The organism is Paraglaciecola sp. (assembly GCF_039942875.1).
In the GTDB taxonomy this organism is placed as follows: Bacteria; Pseudomonadota; Gammaproteobacteria; order Enterobacterales; family Alteromonadaceae; genus Paraglaciecola.
The window spans coordinates 1-21,021 of the sequence record NZ_JBDVBQ010000009.1 but is presented as its reverse complement, the minus strand read 5'-3'; the positions used below and the strand labels follow the sequence as shown (position 1 = coordinate 21,021).

Below are 21,021 nucleotides of genomic sequence, written 5' to 3'. Positions count from 1 at the left end.
TTACCTATTTCATTGTTTAGAAATTCATGTTGTATACGCCAAATTAGACTTCTTCTAGCAACAATCTCGGAGGCATCAAATGAAAGTTAAAGGTTTAGTGCTACTCATTTTTATATTGATGATGCTAATTATCGCTGGGTTTATTGGTACTCAAAATGGCCATGTCGTTTTGGTTAACTATTTATTGGCTGAGACAGAAGTTAAAATGTCTACAGTATTAGTGTCTGCCTTTATGTTGGGGTTTGGTGCGTGTTTTACTGGGTTTATTTATTTCTATTTTCGTATGAAATGGAAAATCACGGCACTGACTCGTAAAAATAAAAAGCTTAGCCAACAGGTAATCGATAAGTAATGTTAGAGCTTCTATTCCTTCTATTACCTGTAGCAGCTGGTTATGGATGGATGATGGGCCGCAATAGCGCTAGGCAATCCCAGCGTCGTCAATCAAGTATTCTTGCTAAACATTATTACAAAGGCTTAAACTTTTTACTGTCAGATGAACCTGATAAAGCCGTTGATACCCTAATTAAAATGATAGATTTAGACAGTGATACTGTTGAAACGCATATTGCTATGGGTAAATTCTTCCGACACAGAGGGGAACTTGATAGAGCTATTCGAGTTCACCAAAACTTAGTGAGTAAAGAAGAAATATCTCCCTCTCAAAGAGAGTCTGCTCTATATGAGTTAGGCAGAGACTATATTCTTGCCGGTTTTTTAGAACGTGCCGAAAATGCATTTTTGCAATTACTGAATAGCGAACGCCATTTCATTAATGCTCAAACTCAACTGTTTAATATTTATCAAACAACAAAAGAATGGCAACGTGCCATAGAGCTTGCAGAAAAGATGATAGGAGCGGGTGGTGATAGTAATGAGCTTTATACTAGAGTGGCTCATTTTTATTGTGAACAGGCTAATATTGATTGGAAAGACACTCAGATAGAGTCAGCATTAGATAGTCTTCATAAAGCCAGTGCAGCGGATGAAAACGCAGTTCGACCTTGGTTAATGCTAGGCGAAATAGCCATGGAAGAAAACCAATATGAAAAAGCCTTAGATTACCTATCAGAAGTACCTGTACGTGACATTAACTGGTTAAGTGAAGCGGTACCTCTTATCGAAGAGTGCGCTGAAAAGTTAAATGACGATCAGAAACTAAATCAAGTGTTAGATGAGTATTGGCAACAATGTGCGACTGCTTATCTGGCTAAAGTTAAATTGATGGCAAAAGACGGTGATGTAGACAAAGCCGCTGAGGTGTTGTTAGGCCAACTTAGAAGACACCCCACAATGAAAGGCTTTAAAACCTTGATGGGGTTATATATAGATTTACAGCACAATGACCAATCAACTAATAGCTTGAGCCTGTTAAAAGAATTAGTAGAAGAACAAATTAAACAAAGACCCAAATTCAGGTGCCATAGTTGTGGCTTTTCAGGAAGTCAACTTCATTGGCTATGCCCTTCCTGTAAAAAATGGGGTGTGGTTAGACCGATTAAAGGCTTAGACGGGGAGTAGCGTGAAAGATCCAAAAGTAGTGATTGCATTAGATTTTGCAGAATTGACACAAGCCGAAACATTTGTTGATAAATTAAACCCAGAGTTATGCCGCCTAAAAGTGGGTAAAGAGATGTTCACTCACTTTGGGCCAGAGTTTGTGAAAACCTTGGTTAATAAAAAGTTTGATGTATTTCTTGATTTAAAATTTCATGATATTCCTAATACTGTTTCTAAAGCCTGTCAGGCTGCAGCTGATTTAGGTGTATGGATGGTTAATGTCCATGCTTCTGGTGGCCCTAAAATGATGGAGCAAGCCAGATTAGGGTTAGAGGGGTATGGTGCCAATAAACCAATTTTAATCGCGGTGACAGTGCTTACCAGCATGGATCAAGAACAGCTAAATGCGATTGGCATAACATTATCGCCGCAACAACAAGTATTAAATCTAGCTAAGATTACTCATAATTGTGGTTTAGATGGAGTGGTATGTTCTGCACAAGAGTCTAGTTTACTAAAAAGTGAAGTGGCACAAGACTTTACTTTAGTGACGCCTGGGATTCGTCCTGTCGGAGCTGACAAAGGTGATCAAATTAGAATTATGACACCGAAAAATGCCATTGTTGCGGGTTCTGATTATTTAGTAATAGGCCGACCAATTACACAAGCGGCCGACCCATTACAAGCATTGATTGATATAAACCAATCAATTTATTAAATCACTTAAAGTGTTTCTAACGCCGTTTTAGGTTCAACGTACTCAAGGTTTAGTTCTGCACCTAAAGCATCGACTACCGCTTTATAAGTGACTTTACCTTGATGTACATTTAGTCCATTTAGTAAATGTGCATCATCTAGCATGGCTTGTTTTGCACCTTTGTTTGCTAAGGCTAAACCATAATGCAAAGTAGCATTGTTAAGGGCCATAGTTGAGGTACGAGCCACACCACCTGGCATGTTTGCTACGCAATAATGTACTACATCATCAATAACATAAACTGGGTCTTGGTGAGTGGTTGCTTTTGATGTTTCAAAACAGCCACCTTGGTCAATCGCTACGTCCACTACAACAGAGCCTGTTTTCATATTCTTAATATGTTCACGGTTTAGCAATTTAGGTGCAGCAGCACCAGGCACTAATACCGCGCCAACAACTAAATCAGCCCTTGAAGAGTAATACTCGATTGCTTCAGCAGTAGAATAAACCGTAGCTAGACGACCTTCAAAAATATCATCAAGCTCTCGTAAGCGATTTAATGATCTATCAAGTATGGTAACGTTTGCGCCTAAGCCCATAGCCATTTTGGCTGCATTAAGACCTACTACACCGCCACCTATTACTAATACTTTGCCAGGCGCTACGCCAGGAACGCCACCTAATAATGTACCGCTTCCGCCTTGTGCTTTCTCTAAGTAATGAGCACCAGCTTGTACAGCCATTCTTCCGGCAACTTCACTCATTGGAGCAAGTAATGGAAGGGTACCATTACGATCGGTTACTGTTTCATAAGCAATACAGGTTGCGCCTGATTCTACTAATAGTTTAGTTTGCGTTGGGTCGGGTGCTAGATGTAGGTAGGTATATAAGATTTGACCTGGACGTAACATTTTACATTCGTTTGGTTGTGGCTCTTTTACCTTTACAATCATCTCTGCATCAGCAAATATTTCTTCAGGCGTCGCTATAATTTTAGCGCCAGCCGTTACATATTGCTCGTCAGTAAAGCCTATGCCGGTACCGGCATCTTTCTCTACCCAGACTTGATGGTTATTATTTACAAACTCTTTAACAGCAGCAGGAGTGAGTCCTACACGATATTCGTGATTTTTTATTTCTTTTGGTACACCAATCAGCATTTTATTACTCCCATATGGTTAAAGGTTTTAGTTGTTAATCGCTGGAATTAGTATAAAGGAACTTGTTCAGTAAGAAGTTTTGAATAAAAATTAGTTAAAGTATAAAATTCTGTAAAACTATTAAATAGCAAAATTAAATATGTTGATCAAAACCCCAAAACACTTAGATAGAATAGATAGAAATATACTAATTGAGCTACAACAAAATGGCAGAATCACTAATTCTGAACTTGCAAATAAAGTAGGGTTAAGCGCAAGTCCTTGTTTAGAAAGGGTTAAAAGACTAGAGGGCGAAGGCTATATAAGTGGTTATCACGCTAGGGTTAACCCAGATAAGCTAGGCGCAGCTATGTTGGTTTTTGTTGAAATTACCTTAGTGAAAACATCTGTTGATATATTTGAAGAATTTTCTACTGCGGTTAAGGAACATGATGATATTCAAGAATGTCATCTTGTATCAGGCAACTTTGATTACTTACTCAAAGCTCGAGTCGCAGACATGTCTAGTTATCGAAAGCTATTAGGTGACACTTTATTACGTTTACCTGGGGTGAGTGAATCTCGAACTTATGTGGTGATGGAAGAGGTTAAAGAGTCTACCCAAGTGAAAATTAGTCTTCGTTGATTTTAATCGTTTAATTACTAAGCGAAGAAACCTTCTAAACTAGGATTTTTACAACGACACTGGTATCTTATACAGCATTAATTTCTTCATAAAAGTAACGAAATAAAACCTATGGCAAGACTGAGTGGCATTCAAAGAGTTATGGAAGTGGGCATGATTGTAAGCTGTGTCTTTGCATTTTTCCTATTACTAGCCATGGCCTCGTTTCATCCTGCTGATCCCAGTTGGAGTCAGGCAGGTTTACAAAACGATGTTAACAATTGGGTTGGGCCTATAGGCGCTTGGTTCGCTGATATCTTGTTTTTTACTTTAGGCTCTTTTGCTTATTGTTTACCTTTTTGTTGTGCATTTTTAGGTTGGTTTTTGTTTCAGCAAACTAAAACTCTATTTGAAATAGATTATCTCACCATCGCTTTGCGATTAATCGGTGCCATTTTATTGGTTTTAGGTGTCACTGGCCTGCTTAGTATGAATGCAGCAGACATTCATACCTATACCTCTGGTGGTATGGTGGGAGATATTCTTAGCTCGTCTTTAATCCCGTACTTCAGTGTAGTGGGTACAACTCTTTTACTTCTATGTTTTTTTTGCACAGGCTTCACCTTGTTGAGCGGTATTTCATGGTTGTTTATTGTTGATAAATTGGGTGAGATAACGCTTTTTATTAGCCGCTATATCTACCACACTCCTGCTAAATTAAAGCAATCTTCCATCCCCTTATTGACCTTTAAGCGCCCTGAGAAAAAACATCCCGCTTTAGAAAATACAGAAAGCGATTTTTGGGGAGAAGAGCCTTCAACTGTGCACGAAAACCCTTTTGCTACAGTTTCTGAAGAGTCAAGCCCTGAGCCAGCCGTTCCGCAAAGTATTTTGGAAGAGCCAGAAGACAAATCTAAGTCACCTGTATCTTTTAGTGAGTTAAAGAAAAAAATCACTAAATCTCGTAGTGAACCTAAAGCGCATAAAGAACCAAAATTCGAACCAGCAGCGGGTTCTGGTGGCATAGTCACAGCCACGGCTGTTCACGTACCTGAGCCTGATGAAAATGGTGAAGCTCAAGGGCCTATGCCGTCTTTTGACCTGCTTGAACGGGCAGATAAGGTTAAGAATCCTATTACGCCAGAAGAGCTTGAAATCGTTTCTCGCCTATTAGAAAGCAAATTAGCCGATTTTAATATCGAAGCTCGAGTAGTCGGAGTGTACCCCGGTCCTGTCATTACCCGCTTTGAAATGGAACTCGCACCCGGCGTGAAAGTCAGTAAAATTACCACTTTATCTAAAGATTTAGCCCGCTCTATGTCGGCCATATCAGTACGAGTTGTTGAGGTTATCCCCGGTAAGTCAGTAATTGGCCTAGAACTCCCCAATAAAAAGCGCGACATGGTGCGCTTAAGTGAAGTGATTACCGATGATGTATTCCAGTCGTCAGAATCTGCCTTAACTATGGTGTTAGGTGCCGATATTTCTGGCAAACCTGTGTTTGTTGATTTGGCAAAAATGCCTCACTTGTTAGTGGCGGGTACTACAGGTTCGGGTAAGTCTGTGGGCGTAAACGTGATGATTTTGAGCTTACTTTATAAGTCGACGCCAGAAGATGTTCGCTTAATTATGATTGATCCTAAGATGCTTGAGTTATCAGTGTATGAGGGGATTCCACACCTGTTAGCTGAAGTCGTGACCGATATGAAAGAAGCGGCTAATGCGCTTCGCTGGTGTGTGGGTGAAATGGAGCGTAGATATAAATTAATGTCAGCCTTAGGTGTTAGAAACCTAAAAGGCTGTAATGCTAAAATACTCAAAGCCATAGAAGATGGTGAGCCGATTCGTGATCCTCTTTGGAAGTCAGAAGAAAGTATGGAAACCGAAGCGCCATTTTTAGAAAAGTTACCGGCGATTGTGGTGGTAGTTGACGAATTTGCCGACATGATGATGATAGTGGGTAAAAAGGTTGAAGAGTTAATTGCCCGTATTGCCCAAAAGGCGAGGGCGGCTGGCATACATTTAATACTGGCAACTCAAAGACCATCGGTAGACGTTATCACAGGTTTGATTAAAGCGAATATCCCGACCCGTATTGCGTTTCAGGTATCTTCAAAAATTGACTCCAGAACAATACTCGACCAACAAGGCGCTGAAGCCTTATTAGGCTCGGGTGATATGTTGTATTTACCACCGGGAACGGGCGTACCTACTCGTGTTCATGGCGCGTTTGTGGATGATCATGAAGTGCACGCGGTTGTCGCTGATTGGAAAAAGCGTGGTGCCCCCCAATATATTGATGAAATCCTCAATGGAGACGCTAGCGCTGAAATACTCCTTCCTGGAGAACAACCAGAGGGTGAAGACCAAGAGTTTGATGCGTTTTATGACGAAGCCGTGGCGTTTATAACAGAAACCCGTCGAGCTTCAGTGTCTAGTGTGCAGCGTAAATTCAGAATTGGTTACAATCGCGCAGCGCGTTTAGTTGAACAAATGGAACAAAGTGGCGTCGTATCTGCACCCGGCCATAACGGTAATAGGGAAGTGTTAGCTTCACCTGCTCCAAGAGATTAAGAGCCACTTTTAGATATTCGAGAAATATAACTATGAAAAAATCTATAATTTTTACTGGATTACTTATCACCAGTTTATGCTTGGCTAGCCATGTGTTTGCTCAAGATAGTGCGAGTAATGTGAAACAACAGTTAAAAGACAAACTGTATAATTTGCGAACTTATCAAGCCAAGTTTACCCAAACCGTTACAGACTCCGAAGGCGCGGTACTACAGGAAGCCCAAGGTAAAATTGTGATGAGCCAACCAAATAAGCTTTATTGGGAATTATTAGAACCTAATGAAAGCATATTGTTAGCAGATGGTGATACTTTGTGGAATATAGACTCTTTTATGGAGCAAGTGGTTGCTTATGACCAAAATTCGGCAATCGAAAATAACCCCCTTATTTTATTAACAGACCCCTATAGCAAAAAGTGGCAAGACTACAATGTAGCAATCGCTGCTGAGCAATTTATTATTGAACCTATTTCTGCAAATGGCAGCATTGAAGTACTACGTTTGTTTTTTAAAGGAGATAAATTATTAGGTTTAGAAACCCGAGATACTCAGCAACAAACTAGTCGTTTGACTTTTTCAGATATTCAACAAAATAAAGATATTTTGCAATCCATGTTTTCTTTTAGCTTGCCTATGGGATACGAATTAGATGACCAACGTAATCCATGACAGGTGAGTTCGATTTTTCAGACAGCCAAGCAGATACTGAGGACTTTGTTCCCTTAGCTGCCCGTATGCGCCCCAGTTCAATTGAACAATACTTCGGGCAACAGCATATCATTGGGCCAGACAAACCTTTACGTGCATCGCTATTGCGTGGCCAGTGCCACTCTATGATCTTATGGGGCCCACCAGGTACAGGTAAAACGACATTAGCTGAATTAGTCGCGTCCCACTGCAACGCCCATATTGAGCGTTTATCGGCAGTAAGTAGTGGTGTCAAAGACATACGTCAAGCTATCGATAACGCTAAACTGTTCGCTTCACAACACAAACAAAGAACCATTTTATTTGTAGATGAAGTGCATCGTTTTAATAAAAGCCAACAAGATGCTTTTTTACCCTATATTGAGGATGGTACTGTTACCTTTGTGGGTGCGACTACCGAAAACCCCTCCTTTGAATTAAACAATGCTTTGCTTTCTAGGGCTAGGGTGTATGTTTTAAAAAGCCTTAACGAAACCGATCTAGAAGAAGTGTTAAATCGAGCATTGACAGATGCAGACCGTGGTTTAGGTAGGTTAGGTATTCAAGTTGAACATAACGCCAAGTCTGTATTAATTGATTTATCAGGCGGTGATGCCCGTAGATTATTAAATTACCTTGAGTTGAGCGCAGACTTTTTGCCGGCGCATTGTCACGAATTAACTGTAGAAATGGTAAAACTTGCTGTAGGCGAGCGAGTGGCACAATATGATAAAAATGGTGACCAATTTTACGATTTAATCTCTGCTTTTCATAAATCAGTCAGAGGCTCAGCCCCAGATGCTGCCTTATATTGGTACGCACGAATGCTAACAGCTGGTTGCGACCCATTGTATGTAGCAAGACGTTTACTCGCCATTGCTACAGAAGATATTGGCAATGCTGACCCAAGAGCCATGGAAATTTGTTTGAATGCGTGGGATATTTTCCACCGTGTAGGGCCAGCAGAGGGCGAGAGAGCGATTGCTCAAGCCACAATTTATTGTGCCAGTGCCGCTAAAAGTAATGCGGTATATGTTGCTTTTAAAGCAGCAGTGCGAGATGCCAAAGACAACCCTGATTACCCAGTGCCAGAGCATCTAAGAAACGCACCAACAGCGTTAATGAAAGATTTAGGATATGGTCAAGAATATCGTTATGCCCATGATGAGCCCAACGGTTATGCAGCCGGAGAAAATTATTTTCCTGAGCAAAAACAGCAAACTCAATACTATCAACCGACTAATCGTGGTTTAGAGAAAAAGCTTCAAGAAAAATTAAATTTCTTAAAAAATTTAGACGCATCAAGCACCCAACATAGGTACAAATAACATGCAAAGCACCACCATTTACATATTTATTGCCCTAGGTGGCGCAACGGGAGCATGTTTACGTTATTTTCTGACTCAACTGATGTTTCAATGGTTTGGTAAAGGCTTTCCTTTTGGTACACTTCTGGTCAATGTTGTCGGTTCTTTTTTATTAGGTTTTTTGTATTCATTGTTCGAGCATGGACATCTAGAAACCACATTATTACGAACAACAATAGGAATTGGTTTTTTGGGGGCGCTTACCACATTCTCCACTTTTTCCGTAGACACAATAGTTCTCTTTCAACAAGGCTTATGGTTGAAAGCAGCACTTAACATAACATTAAATATTCTGTGCTGTTTATTCGCAGCATGGGTAGGCTCTCAAATAGTTAAAGGTTAAATAAAACAAGATGTTAGATCCAAAATATTTACGTGGCGACATTCAAGAAGCAGCAGATAAACTAAAAAGAAGAGGGTACACATTAGATGTTGATACCTTTTCTGCTTTAGAAGAAAAGCGTAAATCACTACAGATTAAAACCCAAGAATTACAAAATGAACGTAACGTGCGTTCTAAATCAATTGGTAAAGCCAAAGCATCCGGTGAAGACATTCAGCCATTACTCGCTGAAGTGGGTAAATTAGGTGCAGAACTCGACTCTGCAAAGGTAGAGTTATCTGAGTTATTAGAAGAAATTCAAACTTTGGCATCTGGCATTCCTAACTTACCAGACGACTCTGTACCAGAAGGTAAAGACGAAGACGATAACGTTGAAGTCAGTAAATGGGGAACACCTCGTGAATTTGATTTTGAAATAAAAGATCACGTTGATGTAGGGGCAGGTTTAAATAAAGGTGTCGATTTTGACGCAGGCTCTAAGTTAGCGGGTTCACGTTTTGTTGTGATGCGTGGTCAAGTCGCTCGTCTTAACCGAGCTATTGCTCAGTTTATGTTAGACCTTCATACCCAAGAACACGGCTACGAAGAAACCAACGTGCCGTTATTGGTTAATGCAGAAAGCATGACTGGCACGGGGCAGTTTCCTAAGTTTATGGGTGATGCATTTCATACCAAACCAGCTACAGAAGAAGGACAGGGCTTATCTCTTATTCCTACGTCTGAAGTACCACTTGCTAATATTGCCCGTGACGAAATTTATGCTGCAAAAGAATTGCCTTTAAAAATGACTGCCTTTACGCCATGTTTCCGGAGTGAAGCTGGTTCGTACGGCCGTGATACCCGTGGTTTAATTCGTTTACATCAATTTGAGAAGGTTGAGTTAGTCCAACTCGTAGAGCCAAGTACCTCGTTTGATGCCTTAGAAGAGCTTACAAGCCAAGCTGAAAAAGTGTTGCAGTTATTAGAATTGCCTTACCGTAAAATGTTGTTATGTACTGGCGATATGGGCTTTGGTGCCTGTAAAACCTATGACTTAGAAGTTTGGTTGCCAGCCCAAGACACGTACCGAGAAATCTCTTCATGTTCAAACATGCTAGATTTTCAAGCCCGTAGAATGCAAGCAAGATTCAGAGGTGCACAAGGTAATAAACCCGAGCTATTACATACTTTAAATGGGTCTGGCTTAGCCGTAGGGCGTACCTTAGTGGCTATTTTAGAGAACTATCAACAAGCTGATGGCTCAGTGAATGTACCAACAGTGTTGCAGCCGTATATGGGCGGGTTGCAGAAAATAGGATAAGAGCTTAATAGTTCGCATAAGTTAAAAGGACGAATAAATGCCTAACTCTAAATGGTATAAAAAACCCGAAATGATAGTGGCGTTTTCAGCACTATTTATTAGTTTGGTGACTACCGTTGTAGGTATTTATTCGGCCTATATTGATAGGGAATATGCAAGAGCTTCGGTTTGGCCTAAGTTGGTTATGTATGGAAGTTCTTTTCCAAGACCCAGTTTTCACGTTTCTAATAGAGGTACTGGACCTGCATTGATCAAGTATGCAAAAATCAATGACGGGGAAAAGTATGTTAAATATTGGAGAGATATCCGCAACTTTCCAACTAAAACGGTTCAGTCACATGTAGGTGGTATGACACTGCCCAGCAACGAAATTATTCCTGCAATAGCAGTGCACGAAACCAGTAGTCAAGAGCAGCAGCAGATGTTCAAAACGTCTATGAGCTCTGTGACAGTTGAACTTTGTTATTGCTCAATCTATGAAGAATGTTGGCTTCTCGATAAAGGTAATAAGACGACTTCAGTAGATAATTGTGAAATCAACGATGAAGAGCGCTTTTTACAATAAAAATGTTGTCAGAAAATCTGAGCTACTACATCTGAGTCTACTTTGTTTACTTATTCACTAAGCTAATCGCAATCTATTGTGAGTTTAAAACAGCGTCCTTGCTGCTCGATTTACTTTTTGAGCTCTTAAAATTACATTTACTCTATATACTCAGATAAAAATGTTTCCATTTCTTCGAATACTTTGCGTCTTGTTTCTTTGTTATTGAAGGGGTTGTGGCCTGTGTCTTCTAATCTGACTATTTGCACCGGTTTTTTGATCTTAGTGAGTGCTTTATACATTTGTTTGGATTGAGAGTAGGGTACAACTTTATCTTCATCACCATAAATCAATAATATTGGTACATTGATTTTCTCTGTTAATAATTCTGGTGAGTTGTTTTCTAATAAGTCTCTATCAAGTTTGGGGTCGCCAATTGACGTTCTAACAAAGTCTTTTCTGACGTTTGTGTTTTTTCTGTCAAGTTCATACTCCACAAGGTCTGGCAAGTTAGATAATCCATTTATACTGATTGCACATTTATATAGGTCTGGTGTTTTTGCCGTTGCCATTAATGCTACATAGCCACCATACGACGCTCCAGCAATGCACACTTGCTGTTTATTGATAATGTTTTTATCAACTAAATAGTGCACTGCGTCTTCAACGTCATCTTGCATTAGTTTGCCCCATTGTTTATATCCTGCTTCTTGAAATGCCATTCCATAGCCTGACGAGCCTCTGAAGTTTGGTTTAATGACAACGTAACCTCTTGTGGCAATAAACTGAATAAATGCATCATAATCTAGTTTATCCCTATATTGCGGGCCACCATGGGGTATCACTACTGCAGGATAAGGTTTGCTGCCGTCAAAATCAGCGGGGAGGTAAAGATAGGCTGTTATTCTCTGCCCGTCTCGGGTGTTGTAATGGATAGTTTGGCCACTTGCTAATTTAGCTTGAGGTAAGGTTTTATATGGGTAGCTAAAGTGAGATGTCTTATTTGTTTTTAAGTCGTATAGCGAGTAGGTAAGTGGGTTATCAGCTCCCCATGAAACAAGCAAAGCTCTTGTTCCATTTGTGGCTAAGCTAGTAAAAAGAAAGTTTTCTGACGGGTAATTAGTAGAAATTTTATCGTAGGCTTTTTGGCTATCTGCATCAAAATAATGTGAACGGTATACGTCCTTGACTGTATTATAACCGATTACATTGTTGCTAAATCCTTCAGTGATGACGCCTACTATATCTGTGTCTGGAACACTTACTAATACTTTTGTTTCCGTTTCATTAACGGACATTAGCTCGTGATAACCAGTTTCTTTATTCAACCTTCTATAGATAAGATGCTGATCTCTCACACCCACTAGATCTTTAAATTCGATGTTATTCTTACTTTGGTCGTCTTCATCAAAGTAAATGGTGTCTATTAATGTCCAATCATCTTCCGCTGCATTAAATCGAAATATTTCGATAGTTTTTGCGACTCTTTTGTAATCATATCTATAGGTTAAATTCGCCTCTGAGTCATTGATAAAGCCTATGGTGAAACGTCCACCTTTGACTATTTTTGTGGATTTTCCAGTATTAATATTGAGTTTGAAAAGGGTTAGCCTAGTTTTTATATTCGCAGACATTAATACATGCGCATCATCGTTAAGTAAGTAATCTGTAATTGAAACTAGATTCTTGTTATCTTTTGCTGCCCTTTGATCGTTAAATAACCCAACGCTTTCAGTACCATCGATATTTGTGGAAACCAGCCTTGAGTACATATAGTACTGGTTTAAATCAAAATTTTGTTCTGTTTTAGCTCTTTTCCTTAGTCTATCCGCTCCATGTGGTACCAAATAATTCACCAGTAGTCTCTGGTTATTGGCCCAACTTACGTGATATGGCCTAATGATATGATCGCCAAAGGACCCGACTACTTTCTGCTGGTCTATGTCGTAAACAACGATTAAACGAGCGTCACCCTTATTCATTGTACTTGCTACATATTTGCCATTTGGAGAAATACTGGCGTTAAGAATAGTAGGAGGAGTGACAAAGTCTTGAATAGTGAGTGAGGTACTGAAACTAGAGCCAGAATAGAAGAATAATGTAGCTATTAGTAAAAATAGAAATGAATGCCTTTTTTTCATTATTGTTTCGTTATCCTTGAAAAAACATGATGAGGTTGAGTAGGTAATATTACATTTAAAAATCAGAAACTAAATAGGCGATTAACAGAAATCAACAAAGTGTCGATGGTTATAGAGGTAAAATAATCGCTTGTTTAGTTGACGAAATGGTTGGAGTTATCTGTGACTACATGGGGTAGTGGCAGGAGAGTAGTTACAATAGTTAGATAGTTATCTGCATGAGCTTCTGATTCAGGGAGGTTGAAGAACCTCTCATTCATATTCACTTTACTTTTCTAAAGGTATCTATATAAGGTAGCGATCTAACCTTGTGGCTTGTTCCTTATTGGTTAGAACCTCATTGTTTTATGGACTTGTTATAACTTGCTGTTTCTGGCGTTTTATTATTTTTAGTTGGGTTCAATTTTGTTATTATCGCGCACGAATTTTGACCTAGATTGACAACCCTAAAGTTTAATTCGTGAATGGTATTTGAGTGTATAAGTGCACTCATTAATGAGTTCCTTAACTAGAGAAGAACATAGTCATGCTCATCTTTTTTATCTGTATCACCTTACTGATCCTAGGCTATAAGTTTTATAGCCCATTTGTTGAAAAACAAGCCGGCCTTGATCCAAATATTCCTACGCCACAAGCGCGTTTCAGAGAAGGGGTAGACTATGTGCCGGTTCACCCAGTAAGAGCATTTTTAATTCAGTTCTTAAACATTGCTGGCGTTGGCCCTATTTTTGGACCGATATTGGGAGCGCTTTATGGCCCAGTGGCCTTGGTTTGGATAGTGATTGGCAATGTTTTGGGTGGCGCTGTTCACGATTTTTTCTCGGGTGTAATGAGCATTAAAGAAGATGGTAAGAGCTTACCCGAAATAGCTGGCCACTATTATAATATTGTTTTTAAAGGCTTTATGTTGTTGTTTACTGCCATGCTGTTGTTCTTTGTTGGCGTGGTCTTCATTATGAGCCCAGCTGGTTTGTTAAGTAACCTTGACGTGTTTCAAGATACTTTTTTAGCTGACAATACCTTTTGGGTATTGGTGATTTTAGGCTATTACTTTTTAGCGACCTTGTTGCCTATTGATAAAATCATTACGCGATTTTACCCCATTTTTGGCTTAATGATGATAGTGATGACCACGCTAATCGCCATTGCTTTATTAGTCGATGCGCCTCATTTACCCATGGCCGGCGACTTTCTCGCTTATTTCAAAGATAGTCATAGTCACGATATTTTAGCCCCTAATCCAGATGGGTTACCCACTTGGCCGTTATTGTTTATTACTATTACTTGCGGTGCAATCAGTGGCTTTCATTCAACTCAGGCTCCTATCATGGCGCGCTGTTTAACTAATGAAAAATACATTAGGCCAGTTTACTACGGGGCTATGGTTTGTGAAGGTGTGGTGGCTTGTGTTTGGGCTTTAGCAGGGATTGCTGCTTTTCCTGAAGGGTATGCTGGGCTCAAGGCAATGCTTGATAGTGGTGGTCCAGGTTTAGTGGTTAATTATATTGCCAGTAGTTATTTAGGAGCTCTGGGTGGCATTATGGCAATTATTGCAGTGGCTGTATTTCCTATTACCTCAGGAGATACTGCATTTAGGTCACTACGATTAACCTTAGTTGATGCTTTTAGTGTTCCACAAAGTATTCGTAATCGTTTATTACTTGCTGTCCCCATTTTGGCTATTGCCTATTTCATGACTAAGCTAGATTTTACCGTTATTTGGCGCTATTTCGCGTTTTCAAATATGTTGTTATCAACCAGTGTTTTATGGCTAGCCACTAAGTATTTATTTGATCGGCGGGCATTTCATTGGATCGCCAGCATTCCAGCCGTTATCACTAGCAGTGTAACTATTTCATATATTATGACCGCTGCTATTGGCTTTAATCTATCGGCTGATTATGGCTGGCCAATTGGTATTGTTGTGGTGATTTTGGGCTTGCTACTTTTGATATTGATGCATAACAAACATAAGCCTGCTAAAGCATAGCATTTTAGTTTTTACAAATGTGCTCGCAAGACTGTTCTATATGTTGTCAGTTCATTTTATGCCCATGTCTGTCATTCTAATGTTTCTTTTAGCGTAAACCACTTTTCATTGATTTAGTGTGTGCGAAATAAGATTCAAAAATTTGACATACATAGCGTATAAAAAATGCAGATAATATGATGACTATCAATTAAATACTCAGACTCTCAGATTAAAATACTTGTAGTTTCAAGGTACGTTAAATGGGTAATGTAAATGTCTGAATGCAGCTTTTTTGATCAAAAATTATTAGGAAAATACAACACTAGTGGGCCACGTTATACGTCTTACCCAACAGCGTTAGAGTTTAATGATACGTTTACCAACAACGATCTTGTTTCAGCGATACAAAACTCCATTAATCCTGATTTGTCGCTGTACATACATATCCCATTTTGTCATAGTCTTTGTTATTACTGCGGCTGTAATAAGATTGTCACCAGCCAAAAACATAAAGCAGATATTTATCTCGATTATGTAGAGCTCGAGATAATTAACCGCGCAAGATTGTGTACTAGTCAAACAATTCGCCAACTCCATTTTGGTGGTGGCACGCCTAGTTATTTATCTCAACAACAACTCACACGAATTATTAGTTTATTAAAAGAGCAGTTTTACTTTGCTGATGATGTGGACATGAGTATTGAGATTGATCCTAGAGAAATTGAACTTGAGCTAATAGACCATTTATATTCTTTAGGTTTTAAGCGTATCAGTATTGGCGTACAAGACACTAATACTAAGGTGCAACAGGCTATCAACCGAACTCAGTCATTTGAGTTTATCCAGCAAATTATAAATCGCGCTAAATCTATTGGTTTTGACTCAGTTAATATCGATTTGATTTATGGACTGCCTTATCAAACCGAACAGTCATTTAAACAAACCTTACTAGATGCTAAAACCTTAGATGCTGATCGTATCTCGCTTTTCAGCTATGCCCATTTACCACGTCGCTTTGCTGCTCAACGAAAAATAAAAGATGAATGGCTGCCTAAAGCAGCTGAGAAATTTAGTTTGATGAAACAGGCCATTAATACATTAAGGCAACAAGGTTATGAATTAATTGGTATGGACCATTTTGCTAAAGCTGATGATGAACTGGCAATTGCCCAAAAAAAAGGTGTATTACATCGAAACTTTCAAGGTTATACCACCTTAAAAAACTGTAATTTACTGGGATTTGGCGTGTCGGCTATTAGTGCGGTAGACAACATTTACAGCCAAAACTGTAAAGTGCTAAAAGAATATTACCAACGCATAGATGAAGGCCAACAGGCTGTAGAAAAAGGCCTAACTCTAGGACAAGATGATTTGATTAGGCAAAGGGTGATTAGCGAATTAATGTGTAATTTGTATGTGAATAAACAACAAATTTCAGCGCAGTTCGAAATTGATTTCGACCAATACTTTGCTGAAGAACTTGATAGCCTAAAAACCTTCGAAAGCGACAACCTCCTGATTAACCGTGACACCAATATTCAAATATCGCCGAGTGCCCGATTATTAGTCAGAAATATTTGTATGTCTTTTGATGCCTACATGAAAAAGCACCTCAACCAACAACGCTTTTCTAGAGTCATTTAACCCAATAGCATTCATTGCGGCCATAGCAATTATATTTTAATGGTTAACAACACTACCAAGAGATTCATTTTTACATAGTATTGAGCACTCGAATTAGTGTGCCCAAACCTTAATCAGTCTTGTATTTGTGTAGTGTTTTTTTAGGTATATGGCAATAATCATTTGGAAAGCGAGTGAGTCTTTCTTGATGTTCATCATCGCTTTTTACGTAGTTAGTAAGGCCTTGTATCTCCACAACAATTTTATCTGCGTCGTCGCGGCATTTTATAAAGTGAGTCGCTATTTTTAGGTGTTCGTCTTGGGTGCTGTATATACCTGTTCGATATTTTTTTCCTACATCTTCACCTTGTTTATTGATGCTGTAGGGGTCAATGATTTCAAAAAAGTAGCTTATCAAGTCCGTTAAATTAACCTGGCTGGTACGGAAGGTGACTTTTACACATTCAGCATAACCGTCATATTCGCATTGCGTTGTATTGCTAGTCCCATTTGCTCGGCCTGCTTCGGTTACTAAAACACCGGGTAGGTGCTTCATATATTCTTGTACGCCCCACAAGCAACCTCCAGCAAAATATATGGTTTCTTGTTCGATATTTATATTACTGATTTTCTGTTGAGTATTCATATTCTGAGTTGGCAAGTATAAACAGCCTTATTTAATTACTAATGGTTATCATCTAAAATATTTAATCCGTTAATATACGCCCAAAATTGATGTAGAGACGATTTTATTTCAACTGTCCTTAGTGCCTATCTTACGATATTTACGTTTGGTAATGACTACTTTTTAAAGCAAATCCATAGTAGTGGTTACATAAAAACTGTTTCGCTTGGCCTAGTTCAAATTAACTGTGCTTTTTCATAAAGCAAACCGTGAATATTGAGACCATTTAGATGATTCGAGTTGTACCAATTATATTGCCTGTTTTGTTATCTAGCGTATCCACTTTTTCGTTGGCAGCTAGTGATGTCAATGAAGTAAAGAATGAAGATAATCGGGATTTAGAAAAAATCATTGTTGAGGGAGAAGTAACGGCTAATACCCAAACAGTGGGGACCTTCAATTCTCCTGTTTCAAACTTAGAATATGACCCTCGCGTTGACTTGCAATCACGCAATATGGCTGAGGCTCAAGCTGATGTGACAATACGTGGCGGTATTTTTGAAAATACGGGGTTTAGAGTGGGCAGTGCCACTTTACTCGACCCGCAAACTGGACATTATTTCGCAGAGATCCCCATTGCTCAAGAAATGCTAACAGGCGCGAATATATTAACTGGAGTTGATAATGCTCTATTTGGTTTTAACAGTTCAGTGGGTACGGTTTCTCGGAGTTGGAAACCCATTAAAACCATGGGCAGTGTGTCGATTGGCACAGGTAATAACGGCTTTAATTTACAGAGAATACACAGTAGCTTTAGTATTCCTTTCGATGATCATAGTGATTGGAATATAGGGTTTGAAGGTGAACATTCTCTATCTGAAAGTGAAGGTACTATCGAAAATGGTGACCATGATTTCAGGCGTACTTCTGCTCGAATTCAATTAACAGGGCCAGCGTCGCAGACGGATTTGTTTTTTGGCTACCAAGAAAAGTTTTTTGGTTGGCCAAATTTGTACACACCATTTAATGTCAATGAAACTGAAGATCTTAGAACACGGCTTTTAGTACTTAATCACAAACAGAGTTACGGTGCTCTTGTTAATAATGACAGCACATTTGAAGTTTCTGCCTATTACCGTCGTCATAACGACCATTATGTATATTCCCGAGAAAACCCTTCGTTATTTGAAGCCTTTCATGAAACCGATGTTAAATCAGTGGCTATTTCTGGTCGCCATGTACAAACTGAACTGTTTGCCTTAAATTACTCGGCACAGTTTATTGAAGATTCAATCCAATCCACTTCTCTTGAAAATAATTTCACCTCGCGCAGTTATTATAAGCTGAGTGTGTTACCTGAATATCAATTAGTGTTAGCAGGTGGGCAAGACCTAACATTTCGCTTAGGCGGCGCTTTCGACGATACAAATCGAGACGACTCTGATTTTTCATTGATGGGCGATATAACCTGGAACAAGGTTAACTCAGATAACTCTTTGCAAAGTGTTTATGTATCTTATGCACAAGCCAGTCAAGTGTCGGGTTATACTGCCATTGGTGGAAGTGATAGCGGTGGCTTATTTAGAAGTAATTACAATCTTGAACGAGAAACAACCCAAAATTTTGAAGTAGGGTTGGCATTAGATAAACACGATTGGTCCCTCGATTCTGCTATTTTTTATCGTCTTGATGATGGCCTAACCGATTGGACCTATAACTTAGACTCTACTTCTGCTCGTGCCGCAAACCCAGTGGACATAGAGACTTTAGGATTGGAGTTATTGGTAACCAAGCATTTCGACAACGCAAAAATCATCACCAGTTATACGTTTCTCGATAAGTCAGAAGATTATGGTTCTACTGAGATTGACGCTAGTTTTTATGCTCTTAACTATCCTGATCACCGTTTAACCTTAGGGGCGGTGTGGAGCCCTACCGATATTGTTGAAGTACGTGTTGATAATGAGTGGCGCAAACATGAAGAAAACATTCTACGAAATGGTGACAATCAGGCTTTTTTTACCCACCTAACATTGAATATTGCTCCTTCACAGTTTAAAGGGTTAAACATTACACTTGCTGCCGATAACCCTTGGGGGGAATCCTTCGAAGAAGTCCCAGGTACACCGGGAAGGGGAGAGCAATACTCTATTGCGGTTAGTTACCACTGGTAAAATGCGCTTAACTGCATAGCCATACTGAAATGAATTAGAGGTTTTTATAAATGTTGTATTTAGTTATCACGACCTTGATTTGGGCGTTTTCTTTTGGGCTGATTGGTAATACCCTCAAAGGGCTAGATTTGCTGCAAGTGGCAGACACGCGGCTCTTACTTGCATTACTTGCTTTTATTCCTTTTTTAAAGCTCCGTGAGACAAACTGGCAAGAAAAATGGCAGCTTACCCTTATTGGAGCCATCCAATATGGTGTGATGTACACCTGTTATCTGTCGGCTTTTCGTTTTCTGCCATCTCATTTAGTCGCCCTTTTTAGTGTGCTAACGCCACTTTATATCGTGGCTATTAACGACCTACGTCAACGTAGTTTTTCGCCTAGGTACTTACTAGCTGCAGGACTCTCTATTTTTGGTGCAGCAGTCATAAAATTTAATGAGATAGGTTCAAACGAAATTTGGATAGGTTTTGGTTTAATGCAAATAGCCAATCTGGCCTTTGCTTTTGGACAAGTTTATTATCGCGATTGGAAGTTATCTCGACCGCATATTAACAACAGCGCTGTGTTTGGCTTTTTATATTTTGGCGGGGCCGCTTTCACTATATTAGCTACCTTGCTACTTTCCCAGAAAGCGCCAATCCCCAGTAGTGCAACAGCCACTCAGTGGTTGGTTTTAGTGTATTTAGGAGTAGTTGCATCGGGGCTGAGCTTCTTCTTATGGAATAAAGGCGCAACCCAAACTAGTGTGGGGGTGTTAGCAACCTTCAATAATGCACTAGTACCACTGGCCATGTTCACCTCTTTGTTTGTTTTTGGTGAAGCAAGTGGCGGTACACCAGAGCAGCTAGTGCGACTCACAATTGGTTCATTGCTAATTATAGTGGCTTTGGTTATTGCAAAGAATAAGTCAAACCCCCAAGCTAATTAACGGTATGCTTTGTTATTCAAGGAAAGGGGGGAATATACATCAGTTAGACTATCCAATTACAAACATTTAGCGGGTTTAGGCAAACCGGCTATTTTGGTTGCTTGTTTAGCAGGCCCTTTTGGGAATAGCTTAAACAAGTAACGACTATTGCCTTTCTCTTCACCAAATTCATTTTTCATAGCTTTTACTAAGGCGCGCATAGCTGGGCTGGTATTAAACTCTAGATAAAAGCCTCTTACAAAATTCACGACTTCCCAGTGATGTTCTGTTAATTCAATACTTTCTGTTGCCGCGAGTATTGGCCCTAACTCAGCTTGCCAATCATCTACATTTAGTAAGTATCCTGCTTTATCTGTAGCAATGGTTTTACCAGCATATTCAAAGTGATATTCCATAAAAGTTACCAACTGACTACCTTGTTAAATTTAAAGGTAAGCTCAACAAAGCCTTCATAATCAATAATTTCAACGTTACCGTTTGCTTCAATCCCACGAGCGTCAGCATCTTCTTCAAGTAAAAATACCTTGCCACTAAGTGCGTTTAGCTTTTCTCTGATGTCTTGATGTATTAATGCGTACACGGCATCTTGAGTGAGTAAAACCCCGTCACTCTCACCTAAACGTTGCAAACAATGTTGCATGTTTAGGTCTCTAAAAGGGCTAGTTGTTAGCTTATGTAAGATCATTAAAAGCTCATTACATGTTGTTGGCAAGCCAGTAGAGTAGGTAACTCATGTAGCTCAATTAGAGTTATGTCTATACAAAGCTCTGACACTTTAATTC

The 21,021-nt window shown here is 39.4% G+C and carries 19 protein-coding genes; 14 read left to right on the top strand and 5 right to left on the bottom strand.

All coding sequences use genetic code 11. The features are described 5' to 3' along the window. The first annotated feature begins 79 nt into the window (after positions 1 to 79). Genes ABJE44_RS02290 through pyrF form a run of 3 tightly spaced genes read left to right on the top strand, consistent with a single transcriptional unit; the run spans position 80 to position 2,218 of the window. Entirely contained in the window at positions 80 to 352 is a 273-nt protein-coding gene (locus ABJE44_RS02290; protein WP_348113354.1) for a lipopolysaccharide assembly protein LapA domain-containing protein, read from the top strand. Continuing rightward, complete coding sequence (lapB, locus tag ABJE44_RS02285) at positions 352 to 1,521, top strand: lipopolysaccharide assembly protein LapB (RefSeq protein WP_348113353.1); 1,170 nt, start codon at positions 352 to 354, stop codon at positions 1,519 to 1,521. The genes ABJE44_RS02290 and lapB overlap by 1 nt, the downstream gene beginning before the upstream one ends. 1 nt (position 1,522) lies before the next feature. Next, entirely contained in the window at positions 1,523 to 2,218 is a 696-nt protein-coding gene (gene pyrF / locus ABJE44_RS02280; RefSeq protein ID WP_348113352.1) for an orotidine-5'-phosphate decarboxylase, read from the top strand. 5 nt (positions 2,219 to 2,223) lie between these two features. On the opposite strand, the gene ald is transcribed toward pyrF, so the two are convergent. Next, complete coding sequence (ald, locus tag ABJE44_RS02275) at positions 2,224 to 3,357, bottom strand: alanine dehydrogenase (RefSeq protein ID WP_348113351.1); 1,134 nt, start codon at positions 3,355 to 3,357, stop codon at positions 2,224 to 2,226. A 139-nt stretch (positions 3,358 to 3,496) separates the two neighbouring features. Between ald and lrp the strand changes: the two genes are divergently transcribed. From lrp to ABJE44_RS02240, 7 genes are all read left to right on the top strand, one after another. After that, positions 3,497 to 3,982: a leucine-responsive transcriptional regulator Lrp gene (lrp, locus tag ABJE44_RS02270; protein WP_348113350.1), complete on the top strand. Its 486-nt coding sequence runs from the start codon at positions 3,497 to 3,499 to the stop codon at positions 3,980 to 3,982. Positions 3,983 to 4,093: 111 nt separating this feature from the next. Further along, positions 4,094 to 6,535: a DNA translocase FtsK 4TM domain-containing protein gene (locus ABJE44_RS02265; RefSeq protein WP_348113349.1), complete on the top strand. Its 2,442-nt coding sequence runs from the start codon at positions 4,094 to 4,096 to the stop codon at positions 6,533 to 6,535. 32 nt (positions 6,536 to 6,567) lie between these two features. Then, positions 6,568 to 7,203: an outer membrane lipoprotein chaperone LolA gene (lolA, locus tag ABJE44_RS02260; protein WP_348113348.1), complete on the top strand. Its 636-nt coding sequence runs from the start codon at positions 6,568 to 6,570 to the stop codon at positions 7,201 to 7,203. After that, entirely contained in the window at positions 7,200 to 8,549 is a 1,350-nt protein-coding gene (locus ABJE44_RS02255; RefSeq protein WP_348113347.1) for a replication-associated recombination protein A, read from the top strand. The genes lolA and ABJE44_RS02255 overlap by 4 nt, the downstream gene beginning before the upstream one ends. Position 8,550: 1 nt before the next feature. After that, complete coding sequence (gene crcB / locus ABJE44_RS02250) at positions 8,551 to 8,931, top strand: fluoride efflux transporter CrcB (RefSeq protein ID WP_348113346.1); 381 nt, start codon at positions 8,551 to 8,553, stop codon at positions 8,929 to 8,931. Between the two features lie 10 nt (positions 8,932 to 8,941). Further along, on the top strand, positions 8,942 to 10,231 hold the full coding sequence (serS, locus tag ABJE44_RS02245; RefSeq protein ID WP_348113345.1) for a serine--tRNA ligase: 1,290 nt from the start codon (positions 8,942 to 8,944) through the stop codon (positions 10,229 to 10,231). Positions 10,232 to 10,268: 37 nt separating this feature from the next. Beyond that, a complete protein-coding gene (locus tag ABJE44_RS02240) occupies positions 10,269 to 10,796 on the top strand; it encodes a hypothetical protein (protein WP_348113344.1) in 528 nt (175 codons plus the stop codon). A 137-nt stretch (positions 10,797 to 10,933) separates the two neighbouring features. Here ABJE44_RS02240 and ABJE44_RS02235 read toward each other — a convergent pair whose 3' ends face one another. Further along, entirely contained in the window at positions 10,934 to 12,916 is a 1,983-nt protein-coding gene (locus ABJE44_RS02235) for an alpha/beta fold hydrolase (protein WP_348113343.1), read from the bottom strand. Positions 12,917 to 13,442: 526 nt separating this feature from the next. Between ABJE44_RS02235 and ABJE44_RS02230 the strand changes: the two genes are divergently transcribed. Both ABJE44_RS02230 and hemN read left to right on the top strand, forming a co-directional pair. Then, on the top strand, positions 13,443 to 14,906 hold the full coding sequence (locus ABJE44_RS02230; RefSeq protein WP_348113342.1) for a carbon starvation CstA family protein: 1,464 nt from the start codon (positions 13,443 to 13,445) through the stop codon (positions 14,904 to 14,906). A gap of 255 nt (positions 14,907 to 15,161) precedes the next feature. After that, positions 15,162 to 16,532 (top strand): oxygen-independent coproporphyrinogen III oxidase, encoded by a 1,371-nt coding sequence (hemN, locus tag ABJE44_RS02225; protein WP_348113340.1) that lies wholly within the window; start codon positions 15,162 to 15,164, stop codon positions 16,530 to 16,532. 109 nt (positions 16,533 to 16,641) lie between these two features. On the opposite strand, the gene ABJE44_RS02220 is transcribed toward hemN, so the two are convergent. Further along, complete coding sequence (locus ABJE44_RS02220) at positions 16,642 to 17,157, bottom strand: peptide-methionine (S)-S-oxide reductase (RefSeq protein WP_348113462.1); 516 nt, start codon at positions 17,155 to 17,157, stop codon at positions 16,642 to 16,644. Between the two features lie 269 nt (positions 17,158 to 17,426). Between ABJE44_RS02220 and ABJE44_RS02215 the strand changes: the two genes are divergently transcribed. Beyond that, on the top strand, positions 17,427 to 19,310 hold the full coding sequence (locus tag ABJE44_RS02215; protein ID WP_348113339.1) for a TonB-dependent receptor: 1,884 nt from the start codon (positions 17,427 to 17,429) through the stop codon (positions 19,308 to 19,310). 50 nt (positions 19,311 to 19,360) lie between these two features. After that, entirely contained in the window at positions 19,361 to 20,239 is an 879-nt protein-coding gene (locus tag ABJE44_RS02210; RefSeq protein WP_348113338.1) for an EamA family transporter, read from the top strand. Between the two features lie 56 nt (positions 20,240 to 20,295). Here ABJE44_RS02210 and ABJE44_RS02205 read toward each other — a convergent pair whose 3' ends face one another. Next, positions 20,296 to 20,634, bottom strand: coding sequence for a TusE/DsrC/DsvC family sulfur relay protein (locus ABJE44_RS02205; protein WP_348113337.1), 339 nt, complete (start codon positions 20,632 to 20,634; stop codon positions 20,296 to 20,298). Between the two features lie 5 nt (positions 20,635 to 20,639). Then, positions 20,640 to 20,924 (bottom strand): sulfurtransferase complex subunit TusB, encoded by a 285-nt coding sequence (tusB, locus tag ABJE44_RS02200; RefSeq protein ID WP_348113336.1) that lies wholly within the window; start codon positions 20,922 to 20,924, stop codon positions 20,640 to 20,642. Between the last annotated feature and the right edge of the window lie 97 nt (positions 20,925 to 21,021).